This is a genomic window from Falsirhodobacter sp. 1013 (assembly GCF_051195255.1).
Classification (GTDB): domain Bacteria; phylum Pseudomonadota; class Alphaproteobacteria; order Rhodobacterales; family Rhodobacteraceae; genus Falsirhodobacter.
Genome location: NZ_JBNJLK010000007.1, coordinates 147,561 through 162,503 on the forward strand (window position 1 = coordinate 147,561; position 14,943 = coordinate 162,503).

A 14,943-nucleotide genomic window follows, 5' to 3' on the forward strand; every position below is an offset into this window, starting at 1 on the left:
GAAAGGGGTCCCCAAGGTGTCACACGCACTTCCAGAGGGACATATGCTGATCAATCGCCGTCACACACTCGGGCTTATCGGAGCCGCCGCCGGCACGCTGATCCTGCCGCGCCGCATGATGGCCCAGGGCGCGCGCCGCGAGATCACGATCGCGGTGCAGAAGATCACCAACAACAACACGCTGGACGTTTGGAACGAACAGTCCAACGTGGGCGAGCGGGTGTTCTTCCCCAACCTCTGGGAAGGCCTGATCAACCGCGACTGGATGGGCAACCAGGGCCCCGTCGCGGGTCTGGCCACCGAATGGAAGCGCATTGACGACCAGACGATCGAGCTGAAGCTGCGCGAAGGCGTCCGCTTCCACAATGGTGACGAGCTGACAGCCGAAGACGTGGTCTTCTCCTTCTCGGACGAGCGGTTGTTCGCGGGCACCCCGCCCGCCGGCGGCAAGACGCTGTACGAGGAGAACTTCAAGCCGCAGAACGCCAAGGAACTGCCGGCCGCCATTCCCGGCATCGCGCGCCGCCTGTGGCCCGCCCTGCGCGGGGTGGAGGCCGTGGACAAGTACACGGTCCGCTTCCTGAACGCGACGCCCGACGTGACGCTGGAAGGCCGCCTTTACGCCTTCGGATCGCAGATCACGAACAAGCGCGCCTGGGACGAGGCCAAGACCTATGCCGAATGGGCCAACAAGCCCGTCACCACCGGCCCCTACTGGGTGGAAGAGTTCCGCCCCGACGTGTCGCTGACCCTTGTGGCCTTTGACGACTACTGGGGCGGCCGCCCGCCGCTGGCCCGCATCCGCTTTGTCGAGGTGCCCGAAGTCGCCAGCCGCGTGAACGGCCTGCTGTCGGGCGAATACGACTTCGCCTGCGACCTGCCGCCCGACCAGATCGCGACCGTCGCCGCCGCCCCGGGGCTGGAGGTGCAGTCGTCGACCATCTGGAACCACCGGATCACCGTCTTCAACAAGCAGAACGAGATCCTGGCCGACCCGCTGGTCCGCCGCGCCTTCACCCATTCGATCGACCGTCAGGCGATCGTCGATGCGCTGTGGGGCGGGCAGACGGCCATCCCAGCGGGCATGCAGTTCGACAGCTTCAAGACCTCGGACATGTTCGTCGAAGGCTGGGGCGCGCCGGAATACAACCCCGAACTGGCGCAGGACCTTCTGAAGCAGGCCGGCTACAAGGGCGACGCGATCCCCTATCGCCTGTTGAACAACTACTACACCAACCAGACCCCCACCGCGCAGATCCTGGTGGAGATGTGGAAGCAGGTCGGCCTGAACGTCGAGATCGAGATGAAGGAGAACTGGGCGCAGGTCCACGATCCCGCGGGCACCAAGGGCGTGCGCGACTGGTCGGCGTCCAACAACATCAACGACCCGATCACGCCGCTGGTTGTCCAGTTCGGCCCGAACGGCGAGGCGCAGCAGAAGCGCGACTACTGGAACGAGGAAGTGGACCGGCTGTCGCTGGTAATGGAAACCTCCACCAACCGGGCGGAACGCAAGAAGGCCATCGCCCGCCTGCTGCAGATCACGGAGCGCGAGGATCCGGCCTTCACGGTCCTGCACCAGAATGCGGTCTTCACCGGCATGAAGTCCGATCTGAAGTGGAAGGCAGCACCCGCCTTCGCCATGGATTTCCGCGCCGAGAACTGGAACGCGTGATCCGCGCCACGGGGGGTGGGCCAAACCTACCCCCGTGCTGAACGACCCAAGGAAAGGACGGGCGCATGTCGTTTGTCTCGCTCCGTGACCTGCGCGTTAGCTTTGACGGCGTGCAGGTTCTGCACGGCATCGATCTGGACATCGCCAAGGGGGAGGCCGTGGGCCTTGTGGGCGAAAGCGGGTGCGGCAAGTCCGTCACCTGGCTGGCCGCGCTTGGCCTTCTGGCGGGCAAGGCCCGCGTCTCGGGCTCCGTCACGCTGGAGGGGCGGGAACTGATCGGCGCGCCGCGTTCGATGGTGGAAAAGGTGCGCGGCGCACGGATCGCGATGATCTTTCAGGACCCGTCCTCCTCGCTGAACCCGGTGCACCGCGTCGGCCGCCAGATCGGCGAAAGCCTGCGCCTGCATCGCGGCTTGCACGGGGCCGCGGCACGGGCCGAGGCGATCCGGTTGATGGACATGGTGGGCATCCCGGCCGCCAGCACCCGCATCGACCTTTACCCGCACGAGTTTTCCGGCGGGCAGTGCCAGCGCATCATGATTGCCATGGCGCTGGCGGGCCAGCCCGACCTTCTGATCGCGGACGAACCGACCACGGCGCTGGACGCGACGATCCAGGCGCAGATTCTGGATCTTCTGGCCAGCCTGCGCCGCCAGACCGGCATGGCGATGGTGTTCATCAGCCATGATCTTGGCGCCGTGTCCGCCGTGTGCGACCGTGCGGCGGTCATGTATGCCGGGCGCATCGTGGAACGGGCCGACATTGCAGAACTGTTCGGCGCCCCGCGCCACCCCTACACCCACGGCCTGTTCGCCGCGATCCCCGAGATCGACGCCGATCGCCGCCGCCTTCAGCCGATCGAGGGCACGGTGCCCGATCCGAAGCACCTTCCCCCCGGCTGCGCCTTCGCCCCCCGATGCCCCCGCGCCACCGCCTTCTGCCGCGACCACCTTCCCGACCTGAAACCGCAGGCCGTGGGCGGAGAGGTCGCCTGCTTCTATCCGGTGTCCGCGCCCCAACCTCATCGCGAAAAGGCCCTCGTATGACGGTGCTTCTGCAGGCCGAAGGCCTTGTCCAGCAATATACAACGGCACGGTCGATGTTCGGCGACACGTCCTCGGTGCGAGCGGTGGACGGCATCGACCTTCAGGTGCGCGAGGGAGAAATCCTTGGCATCGTCGGCGAAAGTGGATCGGGCAAGTCCACGCTGGGCCGGATGCTTCTGGGGCTGGAGGCCCCTTTCGCCGGGCAGGTGCGCTGGCAAGGCCGGCCGATGCCCGCCCCGCGCACCAAGGAATGGCGCCGCCTGCGGGCGGAGATGCAGCTGATCTATCAGGACCCGCTGGCCGCACTGGACCGCCGCCTGACCATCGCCCGCCAGATCGCCGAACCGCTGGAGATCCACGGCCTGCTGCAGGATGACATCCACCCCCGCGTCGACGCGCTGATGGCACAGGTCGGTCTGCGTCCCGACCAGGCGGACCGCTATCCGCATGAACTTTCGGGCGGCCAACGCCAGCGGGTGGTGATCGCCCGTGCGCTGGCCTCCCGTCCGCGTTTCTTGGTCTGCGACGAACCCGTCTCGGCGCTGGACGTGTCGATCCAAGCCCAGGTGGTGAACCTGCTGCGCGACCTGCAGGAACAGCAATCCCTGACCATGGTCTTCATCAGCCACGATCTGAAGGTGGTGCGCAACATCTGCGACCGCGTGGCCGTGATGTATCTGGGCCGCGTGGTGGAGGAGGCGTCCTCGGACGAGATCTTCTCGGACCCGCGGCACCCCTACACGCAGGCGCTCGTCTCCTCCATCCCGAAGGCGGGACAGGGGCTGGGTGGCCGGATCATCCTGTCGGGGGAGCCGCCGAACCCCGCACAGCGCCCTTCGGGCTGCGCCTTCCATCCGCGTTGCCGCTTCGCCCGCCCCGCCTGCGCCACGATCGAACCCGCGCTGTTGCCTCGGGACGGGCGGCTGGCCGCCTGCCTGCGGCTGGACGAACCCCAGACTTCCGCCGCCTGAGAATCCCATGGCCAATTTCATCCTGACCCGGCTGCTGCGCGCGATCCTGACCATCCTTCTGGTCATGACCTTCGCCTTTGTCGTTCTTCGCCTGTCGGGCGATCCCGCGCAGATCATGCTGGGGCCCGACGCGCCGCAGGACGCCGTCGACGCCTTCCGCGCCCGCTGGGGTCTGGACGATCCGCTGTGGCAGCAATACCTCGCCTATCTTCAGCAGCTGATGCATTTCGACTTCGGCGTGTCGATGCGCGACGGCTCCCCCGCGCTTCAACTGGTGATGGAGCGTGTGCCCGCCACGCTGGCGCTGACGCTGCCTGCGCTGATGCTGAAGCTGTGCATCGGCATTCCGGCCGGGATCTATGCCGCGCTGCACCGGGATTCCATCGCCGACCGGGGCGTCATCCTGCTGTCGATCTTCGGCTTCACCATCCCGTCCTTCGTGCTGGGGCTGGTTCTGGTGCTGATCTTCGCCGTGACGCTGGACTGGATGCCGTCGGGCGGGCAGGACACATGGCGCCACGCGATCCTGCCCATCGCCACCCTGTCCATCGGCGGGATCGGCATCCTCGCCCGCTTTTCCCGCTCCGCCATGATCGAGGTGCTGGGCCAGCCCTATATCCGCACAGCCATGGCCAAGGGCCTGCCTTGGCGCGACGTGGTGTGGAAGCACGCGCTGCCCAACGCCGCCGTGCCGATCGTCACGCTGGTGGGCTTCATGGTCGGCGCACTGATCGCGGGGGCCGTGGTGGTGGAAAGCATCTTTTCCTGGCCCGGCGTGGGGCGGCTGATCGTGGTGTCGGTGTCGAACCGGGATCTGGCCGTGGTGCAATGCCTGCTGCTGGTGATCGCCGCGTCCATGGTGGTGGCGAACCTTGTTGTCGATCTGGCCTACGGCCTTCTGGACCCGCGCCTGCGCAGCGCCCGTCCGGCACATTGAAACGGAGGTTTGCATGACCACCGCCACCGCGAACCCCCCTAAGCTTGTGCGCCGCCTGCGCCTGAAGATCCCGGTCCTCGTGGCGCTGGCCGGAATCTGGCTGGCGCTGATGGTGGGCGTCGCGATCTTCGCCGACCTTCTTCGCCCGTACGAGATCACGCGCATGGACCTGATGGCCCGCCTCGCCCCCATGGGCACGCCGGAGCACCTTCTGGGCACGGACGAGTTGGGGCGCGACGTGCTGTCCCGCCTGCTGCAATCCATCCGCATGTCGCTGATGATCGCCTTCGGGGCCACGATCCTGTCCGCCGTCTTCGGCACGACGCTGGGGTTCCTCGCCGCGCAGTTCCGCGGCTGGGTAGAACACCTGGTGATGGCGCTGGCCGATTTTCAGGCCGCGCTGCCCTTCATGATCATGGCGCTGTCGGTGCTGGCCTTCTTCGGCACCTCCATGGTGCTGCTGGTCTGCCTGATGGGGTTCTATGGCTGGGAACGCTATGCTCGCATCGCGCGGGGTCTGGCCATATCGGCTTCGGCCCAAGGCTATGCCTCGGCGGTCGTGCAGCTGGGGGCGACGCCGGGGCGCGTGTATCTCAAGCATATCCTGCCCAATGTCGCCTCCACCCTGATCGTGTCGATGACGCTGACCTTCCCCGAGATCATCCTGATGGAATCCGGCCTAAGCTTTCTTGGCCTTGGCGTGCAGCCGCCGGAATCGTCGCTCGGCAACATGGTGGGCTTCGGGCGGGAATACCTGACGCGGGCGCCCTGGATCATGCTCGCCCCCTCGGTTGTCATCGTGCTGACGACACTCTCCATCTCGCTTTTGGGCGACTGGCTGCGCGACAAGCTTGACCCCACCATCCGGTAAGGACCTTCCATGAAGATCATGGCCCATCGCGGTGCCCGCAACCTTTGGGCGGAAAACTCCCTCCTCGGCTTTCGGGAAACAGTCAAGCTCGGCTTCGACGCGATCGAATTCGACCTGCATCTGACCGATGCGGGGGAGCTTGTGGTGATCCACGACGCCACGCTGAACCGCACGACCACTGGCACCGGACCCGTCCGCGCCCTGACCCCCGACAGCCGCCGCGCCCTGCGCCTGAAAGGGCCGGACGGCGCCGCCATCGACGAAGGCGTGCCGTCGTTCGAGGAGGCGCTGGAGGTGCTGGCCACCGGCACCTCGGACCTTTACGTGGAGCTGAAGGCGGACGAGGCGGGCCGCCCCTATCCCGGCATGGTCACGCAAGTGGCCACCGTGCTGCGCGCCCGGGGGCTGGTGAACCGGTCCGTCCTGCACAGCTTCGACATCACGGTGGTGGAGGAGGTGCGGGAACTGGCGCCGGAGTTTCGGCGCCTGATCTCGGTCAACCGGGACTGGGCGGACCGGCAGTGCGGAATCGCGGCCTTCCTGCAACGGGTCGATGGGCTGGTGGATGTTGTCGGCGTCCATCACGAACTGTTCGAGGCGGAGCTGGACGTCATCCAGCGCCTGCGCCCGATGGAGGCGATGTCGGTCTGGACCCTCAACGATCCGGACACGATCCGCCGCTGGATCGCCCACGACCCCGGCTTCCTCGTATCGGACGATCCGGTGCTGGTGCGCCAGTTGCAGGGGGCCTAGCGGGCCAGTTCCGCCGCCTGTTCGCGGATGTCGGGGATGGCCGTGATCTCCCACAAGGCGGCGCGGGCCACGGGGCCGACGGCCCGAAGGCGCGGCTCCGGCCGGCCGTCCCGCCCGATCAGCGCCCCGTCCGTCGTCACGTCCAGCCCGATGCGCAGCGGGTCCATCCGGGCGTGCCCCTGTTCCAGCAGGTCGCGCACCAAGGGGGAGCCGTGGGTGGCGGGGTCGCGCAGGATGCCGCGGCAGTCGATGATGCGCGCCGCTTCCAGCCGGCTTTCGCTTCCGTCCGGATGGCGAAGATGGGCCGCGCCCGGCTCCGCCCGGCGGAAGCTGCCGCGCTGGATGGCAAGCTGGCCGCTGGCCATCGCCTTACGGATCCGCGCCCACGACCCTTGCGGAATGCGGTGTCGATGGATCCCCCACCATGAGGCCGCGTGGCGCAGGAACCGCCGACGCTGGTCCGGCGACATCCCCTGCCACAGGGCTTGGGCGTGCGGGCGGACACTGTCGACGGTGTCGCGCCAGGTTCCGCCCGCCGCTTCCGCCGCGCGGGCCTGTTGCCGCGCCCAGTGCAAAAGCCGGCTGACCGGAACGCCGACCGGCGGATCGACCGCCTGGCTGCAAGGCGGATCGTCCGCATGGGGAAGCGGCAGCAACCCCCGCCGCGACACGCTGACGATGGGGCCCCGGTGGCCGGAGTTCAGTAGCGACAGTGTCTGGTCCACCATGCTGAGGCCGGACCCGATGATCACCACCCGCCCCTCCGTCGCCTGCTGGCCTTCAAAGCGCCAGGCGTTGTCCATGCCCGCCTCCTCGGCCGCCAGCGCATGGCCGGTCGCCAGAAGCGCCCGGTCCGCCTGCACCGTCCGCCCATCCTCCAGCGTGGCCGTGACCCCGGCGGTGTCCGGGCGCAGGCGAACCACCTCCCCCTGAAGAACGGTCAGACGTGGATCGTCCCGCCAGGGCCGCAGCAGATCCTGCATGTAACAGCCATAGACGGCACGGCTGACAAACCCCTCGGGGTCCGATGGAAGGCCGTTCGCGGCCAGCCAATCCTGAAAATCGGTGGGCCGGTCGGGATACGCGCTCATGTTCGCGACGCGGGTGTTCAGCAGGTGGTCCGGGTCCTTGGTCGCATAGGCGATGCCGTGCCCGAACACGGCGTCCCGCCCGACCAACGTGACCCGGCGATTAGACTGGCGCAGGATCTGCGCGGCCATGATCACGCCCGTCGCCCCGCCCCCGATGACAAGATCATGCGTCGATCCATGGATGTCCGTCATCGCAAGTCCCTTTGCTTCGAAAGGCTGTTCAGAAGAAGCGGCCCGTTGCGGTCTTTTGTTCCGCCCCCGACTGATTTGCAAGAACAGCTTTCAGCCCTTACCCCGCGCCGGTCCGTCACAAAATCTTCTTTGGGCGGTGCCGGTTTTTTGCCTATGATCCCGGCGAATCCGCGCCCGATGGCCGGACAGAAGCACGGAGATACGGATGATCGGATCGACCCCCCGCCACCTGATGCTGGGCGCCGCGGCGCTTCTGGCCTCCACCTCCCTTGCCCCCGCGCAGGATATGGCCGCGCTGGAAGAAGCGGCGAAGAAGGAAGGCATGCTGACCACCATCGCCCTGCCGCACAACTGGTGCGCCTATGGCGACGTCATCGCTGGCTTCAAGGCCAAATACCCGTGGATCCAGGTGAACGAGCTGAACCCCGACGCCGGTTCCGCGGATGAACTGGAAGCCGTGCGCGCCAACAAGGGCAACACCGGCCCGCAGGCGCCTGACGTTCTGGATGTGGGTCTGGCCTTTGGCCCGCAGGCGGCCAAGGAAGGCCTGCTGCAACCCTACAAGGTGTCGAACTGGGATCAGATCTCGGACGACATCAAGGATCCGGACGGCAACTGGTATGCCGGCTATTACGGCGTGATGGCCTTCCTCGTGAACGAGGATCTGGTGACGGAGATGCCCACGGACTGGGCCAACCTGCTGGACGAGGAATATGCCGGTCAGGTCGCGCTGTCGGGCGATCCTCGGGCTTCCGCTCAAGCGATCCTGTCGGTGCAGGCGGCGGGCCTGTCGACCGGGGCCGAACCGGGCAAGGCCGCGGCGGAGGCGGGCCTCGACTACTTCAAGCAGATGAACGCGAATGGCAACTTCGTGCCCGTCATCGGCAAGGCCGGCACGCTGGCGCAGGGCGCGACGCCGATCGTCGTGGCCTGGGACTACAACGCGCTGTCCTGGCGCGACAGCCTGAACGGCAACCCGCCCACGCAGATCGTCGTGCCGGAAACGGGCGTGCTGGCCGGCGTCTACGTACAAGGCATCTCGGCCCACGCGCCGCATCCGAATGCCGCGAAGCTGTGGATGGAGTATCTGTATTCGGATGAAGGCCAGAACCTTTGGCTGAAGGGATACTGCCACCCTGCCCGCTTCAACGCCATGGTGGAGGCGGGGTCCGTTCCGCAGGAACTGATCGACGCCCTGCCCCCGGCCGACGCCTATGCCAAGGCCGTCTTCCCGACGCTGGACCAGCAGGCCCAGAACCAAGAGGCCGTGACCGGCGCCTGGGATCAGGTCGTGGGCGCCAACGTCCAGTGACCGACCGAAGGCCCCCCGCAAAACGTCCACGCCGGTTCGATCCGGCGTGGCTTGGCATCCTGCCCTTTGCGCTGTTCATCGCGATGTTCCTGATCGCACCCACCCTGAACATCGTTCTGGGCGCCTTCCGCACGCCGGAGGGGGGCTTCACGCTAGCCAACATCCGGGGGCTGTTCACGCCCTCGATCCTGTCGTCCTACTGGATTTCCATCAAGATCTCGGTCGCCTCGGCGGCGATCGGCTGCCTTGTCGGGTTCGCCATGGCGGCGGCGGTGGTGCTGGGCGGGCTGCCCCGCGCCATCCGCGCGCCGCTGATGACGTTTTCGGGCGTCGCGTCGAACTTCGCGGGCGTGCCGCTGGCCTTCGCCTTTCTGGCCACCCTCGGGCCGCTCGGCCTTGTCACGGGCGTGCTGCGAACCGAACTGGGGATCAACCTGCGCGCCTACGGGTTCAACATCCTCAGCTTCTGGGGACTGACGATCACCTACCTGTTCTTTCAGATCCCGCTGATGATCCTGATCGTCACCCCCGCGCTGGACGGCCTGAAGCGCGAATGGCGCGAGGCCGCGTCCTGCCTCGGGGCCACCGGCGCGCAGTACTGGCGCATCGTGGCGCTGCCGATCCTGTTTCCCACGCTTCTGGGGACCTTTGCGCTGCTGTTCGCCAACGCCTTCGGCGCCGTGGCCACGGCCTACGCGCTGACGGGGTCGTCGCTGAACATCGTGCCGATCAGCCTGTTCGCCCAGATCCGCGGCGACGTGCTGGGCAACCCCCATCTGGGCTATGCCATGGCCTTCGGGATGATCGTGATCACGGGGGCGGCCAACCTGATCTACATCGTCCTGCGCGTCCGGGCCGAAAGGTGGCTGAAATGACCCGTGCCGCCGCCTGGGCCGTCCTGATCCTCGGCCTCGTGTATTTCATCCTGCCGCTGATCGGGATGGTCGAGTTCTCGCTGTCGATGCGGCGCGGGGAATACAGCTTCGATGCCTACCGCATCGTGCTGACCGACCCGCAGTTCCGGCAGACGTTCCTGTATTCGGTGATGATGGCGCTGGCGACCATCGTGTTCGGCATGGTCCTTGTGGTGCCGACGGCCTTCTGGGTCCGCCTGCGCCTGCCCCATCTGCGCCCGGTGATCGAGTTTGTGACGCTGCTGCCGCTGGTCATCCCCGCCATCGTGATCGTCTTCGGCTACATCCGCCTCTACAACACCTCCAGCTGGTTGCCGCTGACCGGGTCGCTGACTGGCACGAACCTTTTGCTGATGTTCGGCTACGCCACGCTGGCCCTGCCCTACATGTACCGGGCGGTGGACACGGGAATGCGCGCCATCGACATCGCCACCCTGACCGAGGCCGCGCAGTCGCTGGGCGCGGGCTGGTTCACGATCCTGCTGCGGATCATCCTGCCCAACGTGCTGGTGGCCGTGCTGTCGGGCGCCTTCGTCACCTTCGCCATTGTGATGGGGGAATTCACCATGGCGGCGCTTCTGAACCGGCCGGCCTTCGGCCCGTATCTGCAACTGATGGGCGCCAACCGCGCCTATGAACCCTTCGCGCTGGCCACCATCGCCTTCGCGATCACATGGGCCTGCATGGGCGCCATCCAGTTGTTCACCCGTTTCGCCAAGGCCCGCGCATGAGTTTCCTGACCCTGTCCAACCTGCAGAAAAGCTTCGGCGGCACCCCCGTCGTCCGCGACTTCCGGCTGGAGGTGGAGCGGGGGGAATTCATTTCCCTCCTCGGGCCGTCGGGCTGCGGCAAGACCACCGTCCTGCGCATGGTCGCCGGGTTCGAGGTTCCGGACGCCGGCACCGTGTCCATCGACGGCCGCGACGTGACGCGGCTTGGCGTGCGCAAGCGCGACATCGGGATGGTGTTCCAATCCTACGCTCTGTTTCCGAACCTAACGGTGGCGCAGAACGTGGGCTTCGGTCTGCGGGTGAAGGGCACGCCTGCCCGCCAGATCGCGCCCCGCGTGGGCGAAATGCTGGACCTGATCGGCCTGCCCCAGATGGGCGACCGCTATCCGTGGCAGCTTTCCGGCGGGCAGCAGCAGCGGGTGGCGCTGGCCCGCGCGCTGGCCCCCCAGCCCAAGGTGCTGCTGCTGGACGAACCCCTGTCGGCGCTGGACGCCAAGATCCGCGTGTCGCTGCGCAATCAGATCCGTGACATCCAGCGCAAGATGGGCATCACCACCATCTTCGTGACCCATGACCAGGAAGAGGCGCTGTCCCTGTCGGACCGCGTCGTCGTCATGCATCAGGGGATCGCGGATCAGATCGGCACGCCCTTCGACATCTACAACCACCCCGCGACCCGCTTTGTGGCCGGGTTCGTCGGCACGCTGAACACGCTGGATGGCGTATCCGAAGGATCGACCTTCGTGCTGGGGCCCCATCGGCTGGACCTGCAGCGTGTTTTGCCCGCAGGCGCCGTGACGCTGGGCCTGCGTCCGGAAATGCTGCGGCTGGATGGCGGTCCCCTTCAGCTTCCGGCGCAGGTGACGGCGGTCGATTTCCTCGGCTCCGTTCAGCGGATCCGGGTGGAGGTGGCGGGGCAGGCCCTGGCGATGGACCGCTTCAACGACCGGACCGCCCCTCCGGCCGTCGGGACGCAGGTGATGGTCGGCTTCCATCCTTCCGATCCTGTTATTGTGGCAGCCTGACCGGAAAATAAGCGACCTTTTCATATGTATACGACGGCACACGGCTTGCCCCTTCCGGTGGAACGGTCTAGACGGCGCCCGGGGGGGACGTATTGCTATTGATCGAGTTGGCTGAACCAATGACGCAAAAGACTGTTGGCCCGCGGGCCGAAGCCTCCTCCGCGCAGTTTCGTATGAACCGCCGGCAGCTTCTGGGAACCGCCGCCGCCGGCGCCGCCGTGACCACGCTTCCCGCCTTTGCCGCCAACGCGCAGACTGCCGACAAGTCCGTGGACGTCCTGCTGATCGGCGGCGGCATCATGAGCGCGACGCTGGGCGTTCTGCTGAGCGAGCTGGAACCCGGCTGGACCTACGAGATGGTGGAGCGTCTGGACGCCGTCGCCGAAGAAAGCTCCAACGGCTGGAACAACGCGGGCACCGGACACTCGGCCCTGGCCGAACTGAACTACACGCCGGAAGACAGCAACGGCGACGTCCACATCGAAAAAGCCATCGACATCAACGAACAATGGCAGGTCACGCGCCAGTTCCTCGCTTATCAGACCGAGCGTGGCGTGCTGAAGAACCCGCGCTCGTTCCTGAACTCCACCCCGCACATGAGCTTCGTGTGGGGCGACGAGAACACCGCCTTCCTCGCCAAACGTTTCGAGGCGCTGAAGTCCAGCCCGCTGTTTGCCGGGATGCAATTCTCCACCGATCACGCGAAGATCGCGGAATGGGTGCCCCTGATGCTGGAAGGGCGCGACCCGAACCAGAAGCTGGCCGCCACCTGGTCGCCGCTGGGCACCGACGCCAACTGGGGCGAGGTGACGCGCCAATACATCGCCCATCTGCAAACACTCCCGAACTTCGCCCTGCAAACGGGAACCGAGGTGCAGGACATCCAGCGCAACGATGACAACTCGTGGCGCGTGACGCTGGCCGACACGGCGGGCGGCAACGAGCGTGTGATCAACGCGAAGTTCCTGTTCCTGGGCGCGGGCGGCGGTGCGCTGCCGCTGCTGCAGATGTCGGGCATCCCGGAAGGCGACGACTATGCCGGCTTCCCGGTCGGCGGATCGTTCCTTGTATGCGAGAATCCCGACGTCGCGACGCGCCACCTGGCCAAGGCCTACGGTCAGGCGACGGTCGGCGCCCCGCCCATGTCGGTACCGCACCTTGACACCCGCGTTCTGGACGGCAAGCAGATGGTCCTCTTCGGGCCCTTCGCGACCTTCTCCACGAAGTTCCTGAAGAACGGGTCGTATTTCGACCTTCCGGCCTCGGTCACGCTGGACAACCTGTGGCCGATGCTGAAGGTCAGCTTCGACCAGTTCAGCCTGGTCCAGTATCTGGCCGGCCAGCTGATGCTGTCGGACGAAGACCGGATCGACGCGCTGCGCGAATACTATCCCGAAGCCAAGGCCGAGGATTGGCGCCTGTGGCAGGCGGGCCAACGCGTGCAGATCATCAAGCGCGACCCCGAGGAAGGTGGCGTGCTGAAACTGGGGACCGAGCTGGTGGCTTCGGAAGACGGCACGCTGACGGCGCTTCTGGGCGCCTCGCCCGGCGCCTCGACCGCGGCGCCGATCATGCTGACGCTGTTGAAGACGGTCTTCGGCGAAAAGCTGGCGACGCCGGAATGGCAGGCGAAGATGAAGGAAATCGTGCCCAGCTATGGCCAGAAGCTGAACGAGAACCCCGAACTTCTGCAGCAGGAATGGAACCGCACGTCGCAGATCCTGCAACTGGCCATTGCGCCGCCGGTCATCCATCCGGGCCGCCTGCAGGAACAGCAGGACAACCGTGTCGCCCCGACGGGCACGGTGGCACCCCAGCCGGACATGGCTCTCTGACCTGATGCGAACGGCGCCGGACGGCGCCGTTTTGCTTTACTTGATGCAGTTGGTTCCTTGCCAACCCCATGACGTCCTGCCATGACGCGGGATCGCCGGTTGCGTTGACCTTGCGTCGCCGCAAGCCAGATGCACCGGCAATTGTGACGTTGTTTCCCGAGGTTAGATGCAAAATCAAGTTCACGACGGCGCCCTGTCGGGCCGCCTGTTCCTTGTCACGGGGACGGCCGCCTTGGGCGGATTCCTGTTCGGCTATGACAGCTCCATCATCAACGGCGCCGTCGACGCCGTGCGCGACCGCTTCGGCCTGTCCGCTGCCGGCATCGGCTTCACCGTGTCCTGCGCCCTTCTGGGGGCGATGGTCGGCGCTTGGTACGCGGGCGTCTGCGCAGACAAACTGGGCCGCGTGCGCACCATGCTGATCGCCGCGGCGCTGCTGGCCGTGTCGGCGATCGGGTCCGCCTTCGCCTTTTCCGCCTATGACCTGATCTTCTGGCGTTTCGTCGGCGGCATCGGCGTCGGCTTCGCCTCGGTCATCGCGCCGGCCTATATCGCCGAGGTGTCGCCTTCGGACGCGCGCGGCCGGCTGGGATCGCTTCAGCAGATGGCGATCGTGTTCGGCATCTTCCTGTCCCTTCTGGTCAGCGCGCTCTTTGCCCGTGCCGCCGGCGGCGCGGCCGAAACGCTGTGGGGCCTGCCCGCATGGCGCTGGATGTTCCTGTCGGCCATCGTGCCCACCGCGGCCTACGGCCTGATGGCGCTGCGCCTGCCCGAATCCCCGCGTTTCCTGGTGGAACGCAACCGGACGTCCGAGGCGGCCACCGTCCTTCAGAACGTCGTCGGCGTGGCCCCGGCCCACATTCCCCGGATGATCCAGGAAATCCGGGCGACCGTCACGGCGGATGCGCGCAAGTCCTTCTCGGACCTGAAGGGGGGCACGTTCCTGTTCCTGCCGGTGGTCTGGGTCGGGATCATCCTGTCGGTGTTCCAGCAGTTCGTCGGCATCAACGTGATCTTCTACTACTCCACCACGCTGTGGCAGTCGGTCGGTTTTGATGAATCGAACAGCTTCATGATCTCGGTCTTCATGTCTTTCGTGAACATCCTTGCCACCTTCCTTGCGATCGCGCTGATCGACAAGGTGGGCCGCCGCGCGCTGCTGCTGGCGGGTTCGGCGACGATGACGGTCACGCTGGCTGTCATGGCGCTGGCCTTCCACAACGCTGCCGTGGTCGATGGCACGCTGACGCTGCCGGACCCTTGGGGCATGATCGCGCTGGTCGCGGCCAACCTGTTCATCCTGGGCTTCGCCGCAAGCTGGGGTCCCGTCGTCTGGGTTCTGCTGGGAGAGATGTTCCCCAACCGCATTCGGGGCATGGCCCTTGGGATCGCGGCGGCGGCGCAGTGGCTGGCGAACTTCGCCATCTCCACCACCTTCCCGATCCTGTCGGGGATCGGTCTGGACTTCGCCTACAGCCTTTACGCCTTCTTCGCCCTGCTGTCGCTGATCTTCGTATGGCGCGCGATCGAGGAAACGAAGGGCCGGACGCTGGAACAGATCCGCGACACGCACTGAACGTGATCCGATCG

13 protein-coding genes are annotated in these 14,943 nt (G+C 66.5%); 12 read left to right on the top strand and 1 reads right to left on the bottom strand.

Annotation, left to right across the window (positions count from 1 at the left end):
* Positions 1–43: 43 nt before the first annotated feature.
* The 6 genes from ACSHZY_RS11885 to ACSHZY_RS11910 all read left to right on the top strand — a co-directional run bounded on the left by ACSHZY_RS11885 (position 44) and on the right by ACSHZY_RS11910 (position 6,253).
* Positions 44–1,675, top strand: coding sequence for an ABC transporter substrate-binding protein (locus ACSHZY_RS11885; protein ID WP_435169370.1), 1,632 nt, complete (start codon positions 44–46; stop codon positions 1,673–1,675).
* Between the two features lie 65 nt (positions 1,676–1,740).
* Positions 1,741–2,721, top strand: coding sequence for an ABC transporter ATP-binding protein (locus ACSHZY_RS11890; RefSeq protein WP_435169372.1), 981 nt, complete (start codon positions 1,741–1,743; stop codon positions 2,719–2,721).
* Entirely contained in the window at positions 2,718–3,692 is a 975-nt protein-coding gene (locus ACSHZY_RS11895; protein ID WP_435169374.1) for an ABC transporter ATP-binding protein, read from the top strand. Before ACSHZY_RS11890 ends, ACSHZY_RS11895 begins: the two co-directional genes overlap by 4 nt.
* A 7-nt stretch (positions 3,693–3,699) precedes the next feature.
* Positions 3,700–4,629, top strand: a complete 930-nt coding sequence (locus tag ACSHZY_RS11900; RefSeq protein ID WP_435169376.1) for an ABC transporter permease — start codon at positions 3,700–3,702, stop codon at positions 4,627–4,629.
* A 13-nt stretch (positions 4,630–4,642) separates the two neighbouring features.
* On the top strand, positions 4,643–5,500 hold the full coding sequence (locus ACSHZY_RS11905; protein ID WP_435169378.1) for an ABC transporter permease: 858 nt from the start codon (positions 4,643–4,645) through the stop codon (positions 5,498–5,500).
* Positions 5,501–5,509: 9 nt separating this feature from the next.
* Positions 5,510–6,253: a glycerophosphodiester phosphodiesterase family protein gene (locus ACSHZY_RS11910; protein WP_435169380.1), complete on the top strand. Its 744-nt coding sequence runs from the start codon at positions 5,510–5,512 to the stop codon at positions 6,251–6,253.
* Here ACSHZY_RS11910 and ACSHZY_RS11915 read toward each other — a convergent pair.
* Entirely contained in the window at positions 6,250–7,536 is a 1,287-nt protein-coding gene (locus ACSHZY_RS11915; RefSeq protein WP_435169382.1) for an FAD/NAD(P)-binding protein, read from the bottom strand. The two genes, ACSHZY_RS11910 and ACSHZY_RS11915, sit on opposite strands and share 4 nt — an antisense overlap.
* A 205-nt stretch (positions 7,537–7,741) precedes the next feature.
* Here ACSHZY_RS11915 and ACSHZY_RS11920 point away from each other — a divergent pair, with 205 nt between their 5' ends.
* The 6 genes from ACSHZY_RS11920 to ACSHZY_RS11945 all read left to right on the top strand — a co-directional run bounded on the left by ACSHZY_RS11920 (position 7,742) and on the right by ACSHZY_RS11945 (position 14,929).
* A complete protein-coding gene (locus ACSHZY_RS11920) occupies positions 7,742–8,848 on the top strand; it encodes an ABC transporter substrate-binding protein (RefSeq protein WP_435169384.1) in 1,107 nt (368 codons plus the stop codon).
* Positions 8,845–9,723 carry an ABC transporter permease gene (locus ACSHZY_RS11925; RefSeq protein WP_435169386.1) on the top strand — a complete coding sequence of 293 codons (879 nt, stop codon included), beginning with the start codon at positions 8,845–8,847 and terminating at the stop codon, positions 9,721–9,723. The genes ACSHZY_RS11920 and ACSHZY_RS11925 overlap by 4 nt, the downstream gene beginning before the upstream one ends.
* Positions 9,720–10,493: an ABC transporter permease gene (locus tag ACSHZY_RS11930; protein WP_435169388.1), complete on the top strand. Its 774-nt coding sequence runs from the start codon at positions 9,720–9,722 to the stop codon at positions 10,491–10,493. The genes ACSHZY_RS11925 and ACSHZY_RS11930 overlap by 4 nt, the downstream gene beginning before the upstream one ends.
* Complete coding sequence (locus tag ACSHZY_RS11935) at positions 10,490–11,518, top strand: ABC transporter ATP-binding protein (RefSeq protein ID WP_435169389.1); 1,029 nt, start codon at positions 10,490–10,492, stop codon at positions 11,516–11,518. Before ACSHZY_RS11930 ends, ACSHZY_RS11935 begins: the two co-directional genes overlap by 4 nt.
* 119 nt (positions 11,519–11,637) lie before the next feature.
* Complete coding sequence (gene mqo / locus ACSHZY_RS11940; protein WP_435169391.1) at positions 11,638–13,353, top strand: malate dehydrogenase (quinone); 1,716 nt, start codon at positions 11,638–11,640, stop codon at positions 13,351–13,353.
* Between the two features lie 166 nt (positions 13,354–13,519).
* Positions 13,520–14,929: a sugar porter family MFS transporter gene (locus tag ACSHZY_RS11945; RefSeq protein WP_435169393.1), complete on the top strand. Its 1,410-nt coding sequence runs from the start codon at positions 13,520–13,522 to the stop codon at positions 14,927–14,929.
* Positions 14,930–14,943 lie beyond the last annotated feature (14 nt).

Bases quoted from the DNA above. Each gene is read 5' to 3' on its own strand.
- ACSHZY_RS11890 (WP_435169372.1), top strand. From the start codon at position 1,741: ATGTCGTTTGTCTCGCTCCGTGACCTGCGCGTTAGCTTTGACGGCGTG.
- ACSHZY_RS11930 (WP_435169388.1), top strand. From the start codon at position 9,720: ATGACCCGTGCCGCCGCCTGGGCCGTCCTGATCCTCGGCCTCGTGTAT.
- ACSHZY_RS11900 (WP_435169376.1), top strand. From the start codon at position 3,700: ATGGCCAATTTCATCCTGACCCGGCTGCTGCGCGCGATCCTGACCATC.
- ACSHZY_RS11905 (WP_435169378.1), top strand. From the start codon at position 4,643: ATGACCACCGCCACCGCGAACCCCCCTAAGCTTGTGCGCCGCCTGCGC.
- ACSHZY_RS11945 (WP_435169393.1), top strand. From the start codon at position 13,520: ATGCAAAATCAAGTTCACGACGGCGCCCTGTCGGGCCGCCTGTTCCTT.
- ACSHZY_RS11895 (WP_435169374.1), top strand. From the start codon at position 2,718: ATGACGGTGCTTCTGCAGGCCGAAGGCCTTGTCCAGCAATATACAACG.
- ACSHZY_RS11915 (WP_435169382.1), bottom strand. From the start codon at position 7,536: ATGACGGACATCCATGGATCGACGCATGATCTTGTCATCGGGGGCGGG.
- ACSHZY_RS11885 (WP_435169370.1), top strand. From the start codon at position 44: ATGCTGATCAATCGCCGTCACACACTCGGGCTTATCGGAGCCGCCGCC.
- ACSHZY_RS11920 (WP_435169384.1), top strand. From the start codon at position 7,742: ATGATCGGATCGACCCCCCGCCACCTGATGCTGGGCGCCGCGGCGCTT.
- ACSHZY_RS11910 (WP_435169380.1), top strand. From the start codon at position 5,510: ATGAAGATCATGGCCCATCGCGGTGCCCGCAACCTTTGGGCGGAAAAC.
- ACSHZY_RS11935 (WP_435169389.1), top strand. From the start codon at position 10,490: ATGAGTTTCCTGACCCTGTCCAACCTGCAGAAAAGCTTCGGCGGCACC.
- mqo (WP_435169391.1), top strand. From the start codon at position 11,638: ATGACGCAAAAGACTGTTGGCCCGCGGGCCGAAGCCTCCTCCGCGCAG.